The organism is Amycolatopsis sp. NPDC051758, assembly GCF_044453095.1.
In the GTDB taxonomy this organism is placed as follows: domain Bacteria; phylum Actinomycetota; class Actinomycetes; order Mycobacteriales; family Pseudonocardiaceae; genus Amycolatopsis.
On sequence record NZ_JBITCJ010000015.1, the window covers coordinates 15,838 to 29,650 of the forward strand.

A 13,813-nucleotide genomic window follows, 5' to 3' on the forward strand; every position below is an offset into this window, starting at 1 on the left:
CCCCGAGCGAATATGAGGAGACAGCATTGAGTCACAGTGAAGTGACCCGCCTCTTGACGCCTGACAAAACTGGCGCGCCGGTCTCAGTTGAGGTAACAAACGGCGTTCTGACCCTGAAGCTTCTAGGCGACAAGACGTATGAACCGCTGGAGCGGGCAGTAGTGCGAGTGGCAACGCGTTCCGTGCTTCAGCAGTTGAGGTCTGCGCTCGACGGCGCGTTTGACGAGGCCGACCGTGACCTCTGCTTCTAGTTGTTACGGCGGGTCAAGGCTGGCGGGATTAAACGACGATCTTTCTTTCCGTGCTTGTAGGCGCTAGTCGAGACCGTGTAGCATGCGGGCGGCGTCGTGTACGTGGTATGCTTTCTGCAGGAGCATTCGCTTGTAGATCCTTGCATCCTCCCGCCCGGCAGTGAGCAGGACTGATGACCATCCGAGGAGGTGGGCACTCCCAAGGCACGCTGCGTCGAGCGTCAACCCTAGAAATTCCTTAGTTATTGTTCCTGCTCGCAACGTGCCATCGTCTAGCGTCACCGTGTGCAAGTGGCCAATTGGAGTGCTGTGCGTTACTTGGCTCAGTAGTGAGTACGCGATATCGAGCCACGCCGTTTCGGGATAGTCGGCGCCCATCTCGCGGAGAAGTGTCGCCATCGACGGAAGCGGCTGTCGGCCTTTCGTGGTAGTGTCCATAGGCGTTGAGATCTTGATGTTTTTCGGGAACTCGAATAGTTTCTCGGCGTTTGCTCGGTCGACGCCATTGCCGGTGAATGCTTCGATGGCCTTCCTGCGGCGAAATCGAAACTCGTCGAAATAGCGCTTGGATCGGTCCATGAACTCTTCTTCAGTGGATATGGATGTCATCCACGCGTAGCGAGCAGCCTCCTCGAGGAGCATGCGGGCTGCGAATACGGCGATCATGTTGCCGCCGTCCTGGTCGTAAGTCGACATGACGGCCGTCAGGTTCGACGTGGCCAGTCCATGCGTCAGAATGGACGCTAGTCGCGGCTGCGTGTCAGACGGTCCGAGCGAGGGAGACCAGCTTTGGGCGTACTGGGTGTACAACTCCGCTGCACTGATCACGCGGCCTAGGAGTGGGTTAACGTCGGGCAATAGGTCCTCATTGCGCAGAATCGCGCCTGGGTGAAGGACCGCGTCGTTCGAGCGTGGGCGTCGCTTTTTGCTCCCGCCTGCAACCGACTTAGGCGTACCGAGCCCGTGAATGGCGGTTGCGGCCGCCACGACTGCCTTCGTCAGCTCGACAGTGCGCAGCAGGTATGCATCGTCAATTTCTGGGGGCCAGCTCTCGGGGGCGGCTGCCCATACGCCAAGCAGCGTGGTGGTGACGCCGACCGCGGCGACGTGCATGAACAGCGCTTCGTGGTCTGCGCGGAGGTCGTGGCCTGGGGTGCCGTCCTCGGTGAAGCTGCTGAGGGCGCCGAGCAGGTTCCCATGGCCGGCGTGACCGAGGACCAGAACGGCGCCGCGCAAGCCTGCCACGTGCAGCAAGCTCCGTGCTGTGGTCAGGAGACCTCGCGGAGTAGTGTCGTCAATGGTTGGGTCGGCAGGCGGTGTAACAGGCTCAGCGAGGAACAGGTCAAGCAGCTCATCGTCACTGGGCACCGTCGGAGCATGCAGCCATTCCGGCGAGCTTCCGGTCAGGTCGGTCACTCCGATAAGCGGAGCAAACCAGCGAGGCAAGATGGGGCAACTCGCGTCGTGCTGGTCCAGGGTCCAGCAGATTCGACTGCGCTCTTCGAGCATCCAGCCGAGGAGTGACGGTAACCGCTTGCGCGGAGCGGCCCCGATCCACTGCCAGCGGAGCGCATCCACCAACAAGCTGCGGGCCATAGCACCAACTACCGTGCCGCCGAATCCGGCGCCGAGCAATGAGTCACAGCACGCGTACCTTTGCCGGGCGAACGGCCACGCCAGCTCGGCGAAGAAGAGGTCAGCCGCACCATTCCAGTGGAAGACTGCGGGGAGATAGTCGAGATGGAGACGGAGTGAGCGTGTGGCTTCGCGGAGCTGTCGTGTCTCGGGAGTGGATACGCGGCCATCTGGCCGTTCGTCCTCAGGCACTACCTGGTCCACGCCGCCTCCTTCGCGAAGGCATCAGCCTAGACCCCCGTATTGACCGGGCCAAACGAGTTCTTAAGGCCATGGAGAGCTCGTCTGGCGTGGCCAAACCGGTCAGACACCGAACGTCAGCGTTCGACGGATCGCATCGAGCGCTTCGTCGGCCCACGACATGATGGACAGGCTGGAGTCGATGATGGCTGGTGGGGTGTTGATGAGAGTGTCGCGGCGGATCAGACGGTCGAAGTCGACCAACACCAGGTCCGGCCGGATGTCGCCGTTAGGTGTCTTGAACTCGACACCGGCGATCGCATGATGTTGATGAGCTCCTGGCGAGGATGCCGTAAGCCACGGTGGTGGGATGGACGCCGTCGAGCTAGAACAGGAGCGCCCAGGACAGCGTTGAGCAGCCCGGTTGACGAGGTTGCGACGGCGTAGCTGGTTAGCGGACCATGCGCCCTTAGCGGTCGTTAAGGAGGTTGCGATGGTTCGACAGGGTGGCGTGTACAAGCGGTGCAGCTGCAAGGATGCGGTTGACGGACATCGGCTCGGTGTCCGCTGCCCGCGCCTGGACGAGCGTGGCCACGGTTCGTGGTATTTCTCGCTGGAGTTGCCGGTTGGCCGCGATGGGCAGCGACACCGCGTGCGGCGTGGCGGGTTCTCTTCGCGTGCCGCGGCGGAACAAGCCCGGGGATACCTGTTGGGCGACGATATCGATTCGGCCGCCGCGGTGGTGACGGTGGGGCAGTGGCTGGATATCTGGTTGGAGATGCGCCAGAACCTGAGCTTCTCGACTCGGAGGCTCTATGCCCAGCACGTCCGTGACTACCTCAAGCCCTACTTGGGAAGCGTGCCGTTGCGGTCGTTGACGGTGGCGCGGGTGCAGGCCATGTTCGCAGCGTTGATCCGCACTAACTCCAGCCGCACCCGGCCCTTGTCCTACGCGACGCTGCAGCGCATCCGAGGCGTCTTGCACGCCGCGCTCAACGGTGCGATCCGCCGGGGACTGCTCGACCGGAACCCGGCACATTGGATCGAACTCCCCTCCGGGCGCAGGCCGCGCGCGGTGGTGTGGACCGAAGGGCGAGAAGCGCACTGGCGCCAGACCGGGGAGCACCCCGCTGTGGCCGTCTGGACTGCGACGCAGACCGCAGCGTTCCTGGAGAGCAGCTTCGACCACCCGTTGCACGTGCTGTACCTGCTTGTCGCGCTGCTTGGACTGCGTCGGGGCGAAGCGGCAGGGTTGCGGTGGTGTGACATCGACCTGGACGCACGCGTGCTGCAGGTGTCGCACCAGGTACAAGACCACAATGGCCGGACCGTGATCTGCCCGCCGAAAACCGAGAGCAGCGTCCGCGTCCTCGCACTGGACAGTATTTCCGTAGCAGCGCTGCGGTCCCTGCGCGCCGAGCGGAGACGCCGGCTCCCGGCCGGTGCGGCGTTGACCGGGTTCTTGTTCGTCAACCGGTACGGGAATCCGATGAGTCCCGGCTACGTCACCCACGCCTTCGGCAAGCTCATCGCTGAGGCGGACCTGCCGCCGATCCGGCTGCACGATCTCCGCCATGGTGCGGCGAGCCTGTCGCTAGCCGCTGGGAACGACTTGAAGGTGGTGCAGGCGATGCTGGGGCACTCGAGCATCGTGCTGACCGCCGACACCTACACCAGCGTGCTGCCCTGCCTGGCACATCAGGCGGCCGAAGCCACCGCCAACCTGGTCATGAAAGCGGCGCGGCGCACCGCGAAGAAGGTCCGCCGCGACTCCCGGAAGGCCGCACGCCACTACGGCACGAAGAAGAACCGCAGGCCCAGGTCGACGCGGAAGACGGCTCACAAGGTCGCACCGTAGAAGGGACCCTGGGCGCCAGCTGCTGTGAGAGCCTGGAGAAGATCGTCGACGCAGCCGGGCCACCGATGAGGGAGATAGGCATCGTAGATTGGAGCGAGTCGCCGTAGGCCGTCGACGGCAGTACCAACCCAGTTCGCCGATCACTCGCACCGTAGATTTGCAATAGTGAACTGATGGGCGTCTTACTTCTGATTCCGGCGCCACGGAGGAGGTCTGAGGCGTTGAGACGGTGGGACTTGGACGTCGCCGCCGTGGCTACGCCTTAAGGGCGTCCTAAGAGGACCAGGTAACCCGCGGAGCCGGCCACATTCGGCCTCCCGCTGGTCCCATCCATGACCAAAGCCCACCGGCAAGATCCTCGTGATCAAGGATACCCGCAGGTGGGCTTCGATTCAGTGGGGTGCGCCATCAGGGACTCGAACCCCGAACCCGCTGGTTAAGAGCCAGCTGCTCTGCCAATTGAGCTAATGGCGCTGGTGTCTGCCGGGGTTTCCCTCGGCGACGTGGAAAACATTAGCACCCGGTTCCGGGCCCGGTTTCAGGGGGGTCCCCTCAAGCCGGTTGGGATGTTCCTGCCCCGGCGTCCCGGCTGGTCGGGCACACTGTAGTCGGACATCGACGGCGAAACAGGCGGGTGGGCATGAGGGGTTCGACCGGCATGAGGGTGCGGCTGCTGGTGGCTGCGGGGGTGATCGGCCTCACGGTGGCCGGGTGCAGTGGTACGCCTTCGGGTGAACCGCCGAAGGAGTCGGCCTCCTCGAGTGCGCCCAAGCCCGCGCTGAAGCCTGCCGTGCTCACCGTGAGCCCTGCGAAGGACGCCAAGGACGTTGCGCCCGGGGAACCGGTGACCGTGACCGTGGCCGGCGGGAAGGTCGGTGACGTGAAGCTGACCGGGGCGGACGGGAAGGTCGTCGCCGGGAAGCCGCGGGCCGACGGTTCGGGGTGGGACTCCGCCGAGCCGCTCGGGTACAACAAGAGTTACAAGCTGACCGCGACCGCGACCGGCGCCGACGGCAAGCCGGTCACGACGGAGTCGGCCTTCAGTACCGCCAAGCCCGCCCGGCAGCTCGGCGTCTCGGTGAACCTCGTCGAGGGTGAGACGGTCGGGGTCGGGCTGCCGCTGATCTTCACCTTCACCGGCAACGTCGCCGACAAGGCCGCCGCCGAGAAGGCGCTGAAGATCACCGCGGAGCCGGCCACCGAGGGCGCCTTCCGCTGGTCCGGTGACAAGCAGGTCACCTGGCGGCCGAAGGACTACTGGAAGAGCGGCACCAAGATCAAGGTGGACGCCGCCGTCTACGGCAAGCCGCTCGGCAACGGCAGTTACGGCCGGGAGGACAAGCGCGTCAGCGGCACCGTGGGCGACAAGCTCGTCGCCGTCGCCGACGGGGGCACCCACCAGATGACGGTCTCGGTCAACGACCAGGTGGTCAAGACCATGCCGACGTCCATGGGCAAGCCCGGCCACAACACGCCGGCCGGCAGCTACACCGTCATGAGCGAGCACACCGGCTACACGATGGACTCCGGCACCTACGGTGTCCCCGAGGACGCGCCCGGCGGCTACCGCACCTTCGTCCAGTACGCGATTCGCCTGTCCTACAGCGGCATCTTCTACCACTCCGCGCCGTGGTCGGTGCGGCAGCAGGGCCGCAGCAACGTCAGCCACGGCTGCCTGAACCTGTCGACCGAGAACACGAAGTGGCTGATGGACACGTCCAAGAAGGGCGACATCGTCACCGTCCAGAACAGCGGCGGGCCGAAGCTCGAGGCCACCGACGGCTGGAGCGTCTGGCAGCTGTCCTGGGACGAGTGGCGGACCGCCGCCAACTAGCGGTTGTCGTACGCCTCCCGCGCGGCGTCGATGTGCGGCAGGTGCGTGATGCTCCACTCGAGCAGCGGCGCGGTGGCTTCGCGCAACGTCCGGCCCATCGGCGTCAGCTCGTAGCTGACGTGCGGCGGCATGACCGCCAGGACCGTGCGGGTCAGGATCCCGTCGCGCTCGAGGTCGCGCAGGGTCACGGTGAGCATTCGCTGGCTGATGCCGTCGATGGACCGCTTGAGCTCGGTGAAGCGCCGCGGCCCGTCCTTGAGCATGCGCACGACCAGCAGCGCCCACTTGTCCCCGACGATCCCGAGGACTTCGCGGGCCTTGCACGGGTCCTCCATGGTTACCTCCTGAGAACCGGGGCACCAAAATGTGCCGTATTGCCCGGTGCGCGCCGAGTGGATCACGATGCTGCCATGTCCACTTTCCTGCTGGTACACGGCGCTTGGCACAGCGGACGCTGCTGGGACCGCGTGGTCCCGCTGCTGGAGTCGGCCGGGCACCGCGTGCTCGCGCCGTCGCTGACCGGCTACGGCGACAAAGCCCACCTGCTGAGCCCGGACGTCGGGCTCGGCACCCACATCGACGACATCGTCGCCCTGATCGAGGACGAGCGCGACGTCGTGCTCGTCGGGCACAGCTACGCCGGGATGGTCATCTCGGGCGTCGCCGACCGGATCCCGGAGCGGCTCGCGCGGCTGGTGTTCCTCGACGCGATGGTCCCCGAAGACGGCGAGACCGCGGCCGACGTCATCCCCATCACGAAACAGCTGGTCGACAGCGCCGTCGACGGCTGGCGGGTGCCCCCGATGGGCCTGTTCGGGGTCACGGATCCCGACGACGTCGCCTGGCTGCGCTCGATGCTCTCGGACCAGCCGGTGCGGTGCCTGACGGAGCCGGTGCGGCTCGCCAATCCGGCCGCGGCGGCGATCCCGCGCACGCACATCCACTGCGTCGCCGGGCAGCCGGCAGGCATCACCCGGCGGCCCGTCCCGCCCGGCGAACCGGTGCGGGAGCTGCCGACCGGCCACGACTGCATGATCACCATGCCCGCCGAGCTGACCAAGCTGCTGGTCGAGGCGGCTTAGCCCTTCGCCGAGTCGCGGACGAGCTCCCGGGCCTCGGCCTCGGTGGCGACCGCGGGGCCGGAGCCCCACAGCGGCTCGTTCGCCGTCTCGCGGCTGAAGTACACCGCGACGGCGCCGACCGCGCCCGCCGCCATCAGGTACCAGGCCGGCCAGAAGCCGTGGCCGGTCGAGGAGATCAGGGCCTGCATGACCAACGGCGTCGTGCCGCCGAAGAGCGACACGGAGATGTTGAACGCGATGGACAGCGCGCCGTAGCGGATCGCGGTCGGGAACAACGCGGGCAACGCCGCCGGCATCGAGACCTCGAAGCACAGGAGCAGCAGGCCGAGGCCCATCAGGCCGAGGAACGTGAGCACCAGGCCGCCGTCGTGGACCAGCAGCATCAGCGGCCACGACAGCACGAGGTAGCCGAGGCAGCCGGCCATCATCACGGGCTTGCGGCCGACCTTGTCGGTGATCCGCCCGCCGACCAGGATGATCAGCATCATCACGACCATCACGACGATGATCAGCAGCAGGCCGTGCGTCGCGTCGAGGTGCAGCTGCTCGGACAGGTACGTCGGCATGTACGACAGCAGCATGTAGTCGGTGACGTTGAACACGAGCACCAGGCCGACGCAGATGAGCAGCGCGGGCCAGTACTCGGTGAACATCTTCCAGAACGGCTCGCCGGAGCGGCCGCGCTTCTCGGCCTCTTCGGCGTGCTTCTGGAACGCCGGGGTCTCTTCGAGCTTGAGCCGCATGTAGAGGCCGATGATGCCGAGCGGGCCGGCGACCAGGAACGGGATCCGCCAGCCCCAGTCGAGCAGCGTCTCGTGGGGGACCCAGGCCTTCATGGCGGTGACGACGGTCGCGCCGAGCACGTACCCCGACAGCGTGCCGAACTCCAGCCAGGAGCCCATGAAGCCACGGCGTTTGTCGGGGGAGTACTCGGCGATGAACGTGGTCGCGCCGCCGTATTCGCCGCCGGTCGAGAAGCCCTGCACCATCCGGGCGAGGACGAGCAGGATCGGCGACCAGACGCCGATGGAGGTGTAGGACGGGATCAGGCCGATGCAGAGGGTCCCGATCGCCATCATGATCATCGTGACGGCGAGGACCTTCTGCCGCCCGATCCGGTCGCCGAGCGGCCCGAAGACGAGCCCGCCGAGCGGCCGCATGAGGAACGCGGCGGTGAAGGCCCCGAAGGTCCCGATCAGCCGCACTCCCGGCGCCACGCTGGCGGGGAAGAACACCTCGGAGATGGTGTCGGCGATGTAGGCGTAAACACCGAAGTCGAACCACTCCATGGCATTGCCGAGGGCTGCGGCCCCGACAGCGCGCTTGAGCAGTGATTGGTCGACGACGGTGATGTCCTCGTACCGCAGCTTCTTCTTCCGGCGGATCTTCGGTCCTGAGCGTGCCACGAATCCACCGTGCACCCGCAACCGGACGTTCGCACGCTGAGCCATCCGGTCGTGAGGGTTACCACCAACGGAGCAGCACCCGGAAAGCAAAAACCCCAGCTCGGCCAAGGCCAAACCGGGGTGTTGGGGTGAGCGACGGGTTTCGAACCCGCGACCTCCTGGACCACAACCAGGTGCTCTACCAGCTGAGCTACGCCCACCATCGCCGAGGGGATCCACCTGCGATCACCTCGCTGGAAGTAATCGTAGCGGGTGCCCTCGCGCGGATTTCAGGGGCCTACCCCTTGTGCTGTTCCTGCACTTCAGCGGCGACGGCCTTGGCTTCGTCGCTGGTCGGGCCGGGCTGGGGGACGAAGGCGACGCGCCGGTAGTAGTCGAGTTCGCCGATGGATTCCTTGATGTCGGCGAGGGCCCGGTGGGCGAGGCCCTTTTCCGGCTTGGCGTAGTAGATGCGCGGGTACCAGCGCCGGACGAGCTCCTTGACGGAGGAGACGTCGACCATGCGGTAGTGCAGGTGCGCGTCGAGATCCGGCATGTCGCGGGTGATGAAGCCGCGGTCGGTGGCGATCGAGTTGCCGGCCAGCGGCGCGGTGCCGGGTTCGGGGACGTGCTCGCGGATGTATTCGAGGACGCGGCGTTCGGCTTCCTCGAGGCTCACGGTGGAGCGCCGGACCTCTTCGGTGAGGCCGGAGTGGGCGTGCATCTCGCGGACGACGTCGGGCATCCCGGCGAGTTTTTCCTCGTCGGCGTGGATGACGATGTCGATCCCTTCGCCGAGCACGTTCAGCTCCGCGTCGGTGACGAGGGCGGCGATTTCGATCAACGCTTCCTTGCCGAGGTCGAGCCCCGTCATTTCGCAGTCGATCCAGACTAGGCGGTCGGTCACCTGGTGACCCTAACCCGACACGGGGATACGACGGGCGTTACCTGCGCGTACGGCGCGTTACGCTCGCGGCTGTGGTGCAGGACACAAGATCGGGGAGCAGCGAGTGACCGAGCAGGGGTCGCCGGCGGGCGAGATCGCCGCTGGTTATACGAGTGAAGGTGCCGCGCTGGAGCTGGGTGCGGTGGTGATCGACGGGCAGGCGGACCCGTCCGCCGCGGTCCGCCTGCCGTTGGCGACGCTGAACCGGCACGGGCTGGTCGCCGGGGCGACCGGGACGGGCAAGACGAAGACGTTGCAGCTGGTCGCGGAGCAGTTGTCGGCCGCCGGGGTGCCGGTGGTGCTCGCCGACGTGAAGGGGGATCTTTCGGGACTCGCCGCGGCCGGTGAGGCGAACGACAAGGTGTCGAAGCGCTCGCAGGAGCTGGGTGACGACTGGGCCGGGACGGCGTTCCCGGTGCAGTTCCTGTCGCTGGGGACCGGCGGGAAGGGCTCGCCGATCCGCGCGACGATCACGAGTTTCGGGCCGGTGCTGCTGTCGAAGGTGCTGGGGCTGAACGAGACGCAGGAGTCGACGCTCGGCCTGATCTTCCACTGGGCCGACCAGCGCGGCCTGGCGTTGCTGGACACGAAGGACCTCCGGTCGGTGATCACGCACCTGACCAGCGACGAGGGCAAGGCGGACCTCAAGGGCATCGGCGGGGTCTCGGCCGCGACGGCCGGGGTGATCCTGCGTTCCTTGTCCAACCTGGAGGCCCAGGGCGGCGAGGACTTCTTCGGTGAGCCCGAGCTGGACGTCCACGACCTGATGCGCGCGGCCGACGGCAAGGGTGTCGTCACCCTGCTGGAGCTGGACAACCTGCAGGCGAAGCCGGCGTTGTTCTCGACGTTCCTGATGTGGCTGCTGGCCGAGCTGTTCGAGGAACTGCCCGAAGAAGGCGATCTCGACAAACCGAAGCTGGTGTTCTTCTTCGACGAGGCGCACCTGCTCTTCAACGACGCGTCGAAGGCGTTCCTCGAGCGCATCGAGCAGACCGTGAAGCTGATCCGGTCGAAGGGCGTCGGGGTGTTCTTCTGCACCCAGCTGCCCACCGACATCCCGAACAACGTGCTTTCGCAGCTCGGGGCGCGGATTCAGCATGCGCTGCGGGCGTTCACCCCGGACGACCAGGCGGCGCTGGCCAAGACGGTCAAGACCTACCCGAAGACGAAGTTCTACGAGCTCGACACGGCGTTGACGTCGCTGGGCATCGGCGAGGCGATCGTCACGGTGCTGTCGGAGCGGGGCGCGCCGACACCGGTGGCGTGGACCCGGCTGCGGGCGCCGCGGTCGAAGATGGGCTCGATCGGCGCCGAAGCCGTGGCCTCGGCCGTCGCGTCCTCCGACCTGCACACGAAGTACGGCGAGACGATCGACCGGGAGTCGGCCTACGAGAAGCTGGCGGCGAAGGTGGCCGCTCCTGCCCCCGAGGCGGCTCCGGACGCGCCGGCTCCGGCGCCGGAGCCGGAGTCCGCGCCTTCGCCTGCGCCGAAGCAGGAGAAGGACGACCCCGGCTTCATCGAATCGGCGATGAAGAACCCCGCCGTGAAGTCGTTCATGCGCTCCGCCGCGAGCGCGCTGGGCCGGGAGATCACCCGCGGCCTGTTCGGCAACCGGAAGCGCTGAGGAAAACCTGACGCGACCTGTCAGGTATCGCTGGGAACCTGATGCCACCATCGAAGAACAGGGGAAACCAGCCATGACCAGCACCGCCACCGCGTCGTTCGTCCTCGACAACTGGGCGCCGCAGTCGACCGACGAGGCCGCGGGCACCGAGTTCGCCCGGGTGGCGATCAGCAAGACGTTCACCGGGGCGGTCGAGGGGACCAGCACCGTCGAGATGCTGACGGCGTCCAACGCGACTTCGCGCGCGTACGTCGCCTTCGAGCGTCTCGACGTCTCGGTCGACGGCCGCAAGGGCGCCTTCGTCCTGCACCACTCGGCGGACGACAGCGGCCTGACGCTCAAGATCCTCACCGGCTCCGGCTCGGGTGAGCTGACCGGGATCTCCGGCTCCGCGAGCATCGAGATGGACGCGGAGCAGAACCACACCTTCACGCTCACGTACGAGATTTAGACAGCGCGAAGGCCGTTTCGAGAGCCCCCGATTGACTCTCGAAACGGCCTTCGCGGTGTCCCCCGCTCCCCGAAGCGGGTGGACGGGCCGCCCCGACCACGGCCCGTCCGCGTCCTAGTTGTTCACGATCTGGTCGACGATCTTCTTGGCGTCGTTGATCGGGATGGCGAAGCCGATCCCGACGCTGCCCGCGGACCCGTTCGCCGACGCGGTCGGGCTGTAGAGCGCCGAGTTGATGCCGATCACGTTGCCGTTCGCGTCGACCAGCGCGCCGCCGGAGTTGCCCTGGTTGATCGAGGCGTCCGTCTGGATCGCGGTGTAGCTGGGCGAGTCCTCGGTCTGGTTCGAGGTCCGGTTGAACGGCGACTGCTGCTGTTCCTGGCCTTGCCCGATGTCGGACAGGTTCCGGTTCAGCGCGCTGACGATGCCGGTGGTGACGGTGTTCTGCAGCCCGCCCGGCGAGCCGATCGCGACCACTTCCTGGCCGACGGCCAGCTTGCTCGAGTCGCCCAGCGTCGCGGCCGTCAACCCGCTGGCGTCCTTCGCCTGGACCACCGCGATGTCCGCCTTGGTGTCCGCGCCGACCACGCTGGCCTGGTACTTCTTGCCGTCGGACGTGGTTATGACGACGTTCTGGGCGCCGTCGACGACGTGCGCGTTGGTCAGGATCCGGCCGTCCGCGGTGAGGATGACACCGGAGCCGATGGCCTCACCCTGGTCGGTGGTCACGTTGATCTGGACGACGCTCGGCGTCACCTTCGCCGCGACGCCGCTGACGTCGCCGGTGGTCGTGCTCGAGACCGTCTGCCCGGTGGCCGCCGGCGTGCTCACCGACGTCGTGCCGTCCGCCGAGGACGTGGTGAGCCCGACGATCGCGGCGCCGCCGACCCCGCCCACCAGCGCGGCGCCGAGAGCGGTCGCGCTGACGATCATCGCCACCCGGCTTCCCTTGCGCGGCTTGGTCTTCAACGCCGTGGGTGCCTGCGGCGGCTGCTGCGTGAAGAGAGGATTCGGCGCGGCCTGCTGCTGGTAGCCGTACTGCGGCTGCGGCTGCTGCTGCGCGTACGGCCCGTACTGCGGGGTGTGCTGGTGCGGCTGGTGCCCACCGGGTGAGGCGGGGCCGGGCCGACTCTCGTTCTCGGTCATGACATCAGGTTCGCGCCCGTGCTTGTGAACAGCCTGTGGAAATACCTCAGGCTTTGCTGAGAAGAATCAGCTGAGAAAACTCAGGCGGTTCTCAGGCATCAGGCGAAGAACGACGGGACGTCCAGCGCTCCTCCTGCCGCTTCGAACTCGTCGTGCACCGCCTTCCGCAGTTCGGCGTCGCCGAGGTAGTCGGCCGCGGTGAGGGCCAGCCCGAGCGCGCCGTCCCGCACGCCCGCGTCACCCGTCTCCGACCCGGCCGCGGCCGCGAACTCCTTGGTGTGCAACGCGACCGTCGGCCCGGAGATCCCGAGCATCGGGTGCAGCGCCGGCATCCGGTACGACAGGTTTCCCAAGTCGGTGGACCCGGTGAGCGACTCCGGCACGATGCCCGGCGGCAGGGGCTTGCGGCCGGTGCCCGCCTGGTTGACCGACCAGCGGCCGGCGAGCGCGGTGTTGAACCGGATCGGCAGGTAGGCGGCCTGGGCGTCCCAGATCAGCTCGACACCGCAGCCGGTCATCGCCGCCGCGCCCTCCGCGATCGACGTCATGCGGGCGGCGAGGTCGCGCAGGGTGTCCGGGTTCTGGGACCGGAGGTAGAACAGCAGCGCGGCGCGGGCCGGGATGACGTTCGGCCGGGCGCCGCCGTCGCTGAAGACACCGTGGACGCGGTCGCTCTGCGGGAGTTGCTGGCGCAGCGCCGAGACGCCCTGGTAGGCGGCGACGGCGGCGTCGAGGGCGTTGCGGCCCATGAACGGCTGGGCCGAAGCATGCGCGCCGACACCGTGGAAGACCATCTCCAGCTGACGGCGGCCGAGGAACGGGTGCAGCGCGACGTCGTGGCTGAACGGGTGCAGCATGATCACCGCGTCGACGTCGTCGAACACCCCGGCGCGGGCGAGGATCTCCTTGCCACCACCGCCTTCTTCGGCCGGGGTGCCGATCAGGCTGACGCGCCCGCCGAGCCGCTCGGCGACGGTGGCGGCGCCGAGGAAGCCGCCCGCGGCGGTGGTGCAGATGACGTTGTGGCCGCACGCGTGGCCGAGGCCGGGCAGCGCGTCGTACTCGGCGAGGACGGCGATGTGCGGGCCGTCCTGTTCCGGTGTGCTCACGCGCAACGCGGTCTCGAGCCCGCCGACGCCGACGGTCGCTTCGTGTCCGTGGCGGTTCAAGAGGTCGGCCAGGGCTCGGACCGAGCGATGCTCGGCGAAGCCCTCCTCCGGGTGCGCGTGCAGATCTTGGCTCAACGCCACCAGATCGGGTGAACTGCGCTCGACCTCCGCGGTCACCTCGGCCCGCGTCGCCTCGTCCGCGCCGGAGTGCGGGGAGGACAGCGGTTCGGCGGCCGCGACGGCGTCGGCGGTGGCCTCGACCAGGGAACGCAGGTAGCTGTCGTCAGGTGGGACCGGATCGTGGTGGGTCAT

12 protein-coding genes and 2 tRNA genes are annotated in these 13,813 nt (G+C 67.3%); 5 read left to right on the forward strand and 9 right to left on the reverse strand.

Going from position 1 to position 13,813, the window contains the following annotated elements; all coding sequences use genetic code 11:
- Positions 1 to 314: 314 nt before the first annotated feature.
- Positions 315 to 2,090, reverse strand: coding sequence for a hypothetical protein (locus ACIA5G_RS46125; RefSeq protein ID WP_395935477.1), 1,776 nt, complete (start codon positions 2,088 to 2,090; stop codon positions 315 to 317).
- Positions 2,091 to 2,189: 99 nt separating this feature from the next.
- Positions 2,190 to 2,330, reverse strand: a complete 141-nt coding sequence (locus ACIA5G_RS46130; protein ID WP_395935479.1) for a hypothetical protein — start codon at positions 2,328 to 2,330, stop codon at positions 2,190 to 2,192.
- Positions 2,331 to 2,559: 229 nt separating this feature from the next.
- On the opposite strand from ACIA5G_RS46130, the gene ACIA5G_RS46135 reads away from it, so the two are divergent.
- Complete coding sequence (locus ACIA5G_RS46135) at positions 2,560 to 3,924, forward strand: tyrosine-type recombinase/integrase (protein ID WP_395935481.1); 1,365 nt, start codon at positions 2,560 to 2,562, stop codon at positions 3,922 to 3,924.
- 401 nt (positions 3,925 to 4,325) lie between these two features.
- Here ACIA5G_RS46135 and ACIA5G_RS46140 read toward each other — a convergent pair.
- Positions 4,326 to 4,398: transfer RNA gene (locus ACIA5G_RS46140), tRNA-Lys, on the reverse strand.
- A gap of 184 nt (positions 4,399 to 4,582) precedes the next feature.
- Between ACIA5G_RS46140 and ACIA5G_RS46145 the strand changes: the two genes are divergently transcribed.
- Positions 4,583 to 5,758 (forward strand): Ig-like domain-containing protein, encoded by a 1,176-nt coding sequence (locus tag ACIA5G_RS46145; RefSeq protein WP_395935483.1) that lies wholly within the window; start codon positions 4,583 to 4,585, stop codon positions 5,756 to 5,758.
- Here ACIA5G_RS46145 and ACIA5G_RS46150 read toward each other — a convergent pair.
- Positions 5,755 to 6,093: a winged helix-turn-helix transcriptional regulator gene (locus ACIA5G_RS46150; protein ID WP_395935485.1), complete on the reverse strand. Its 339-nt coding sequence runs from the start codon at positions 6,091 to 6,093 to the stop codon at positions 5,755 to 5,757. The genes ACIA5G_RS46145 and ACIA5G_RS46150 overlap by 4 nt on opposite strands.
- Positions 6,094 to 6,168: 75 nt before the next feature.
- On the opposite strand from ACIA5G_RS46150, the gene ACIA5G_RS46155 reads away from it, so the two are divergent.
- A complete protein-coding gene (locus ACIA5G_RS46155; RefSeq protein WP_395935487.1) occupies positions 6,169 to 6,840 on the forward strand; it encodes an alpha/beta fold hydrolase in 672 nt (223 codons plus the stop codon).
- Here the strand turns inward: ACIA5G_RS46155 and proP are convergent.
- The 3 genes from proP to orn all read right to left on the reverse strand — a co-directional run bounded on the left by proP (position 6,837) and on the right by orn (position 9,132).
- Positions 6,837 to 8,246, reverse strand: coding sequence for a glycine betaine/L-proline transporter ProP (gene proP, locus ACIA5G_RS46160; protein WP_395935489.1), 1,410 nt, complete (start codon positions 8,244 to 8,246; stop codon positions 6,837 to 6,839). The genes ACIA5G_RS46155 and proP overlap by 4 nt on opposite strands.
- Positions 8,247 to 8,370: 124 nt before the next feature.
- Positions 8,371 to 8,446, reverse strand: a tRNA-His gene (locus tag ACIA5G_RS46165).
- 77 nt (positions 8,447 to 8,523) lie between these two features.
- Positions 8,524 to 9,132 (reverse strand): oligoribonuclease, encoded by a 609-nt coding sequence (gene orn, locus ACIA5G_RS46170; RefSeq protein WP_395935491.1) that lies wholly within the window; start codon positions 9,130 to 9,132, stop codon positions 8,524 to 8,526.
- Between the two features lie 103 nt (positions 9,133 to 9,235).
- On the opposite strand from orn, the gene ACIA5G_RS46175 reads away from it, so the two are divergent.
- Both ACIA5G_RS46175 and ACIA5G_RS46180 read left to right on the forward strand, forming a co-directional pair.
- Positions 9,236 to 10,795, forward strand: coding sequence for a helicase HerA-like domain-containing protein (locus tag ACIA5G_RS46175; RefSeq protein WP_395935493.1), 1,560 nt, complete (start codon positions 9,236 to 9,238; stop codon positions 10,793 to 10,795).
- Between the two features lie 73 nt (positions 10,796 to 10,868).
- Positions 10,869 to 11,246: a DUF3224 domain-containing protein gene (locus ACIA5G_RS46180; RefSeq protein WP_395935495.1), complete on the forward strand. Its 378-nt coding sequence runs from the start codon at positions 10,869 to 10,871 to the stop codon at positions 11,244 to 11,246.
- Between the two features lie 114 nt (positions 11,247 to 11,360).
- Here the strand turns inward: ACIA5G_RS46180 and ACIA5G_RS46185 are convergent, their stop codons facing one another.
- Together ACIA5G_RS46185 and ACIA5G_RS46190 are read right to left on the reverse strand one after the other, a co-directional pair.
- Positions 11,361 to 12,392 (reverse strand): S1C family serine protease, encoded by a 1,032-nt coding sequence (locus ACIA5G_RS46185; protein ID WP_395935497.1) that lies wholly within the window; start codon positions 12,390 to 12,392, stop codon positions 11,361 to 11,363.
- A 98-nt stretch (positions 12,393 to 12,490) separates the two neighbouring features.
- Positions 12,491 to 13,813, reverse strand: coding sequence for a M20 family metallopeptidase (locus ACIA5G_RS46190; RefSeq protein WP_395935499.1), 1,323 nt, complete (start codon positions 13,811 to 13,813; stop codon positions 12,491 to 12,493).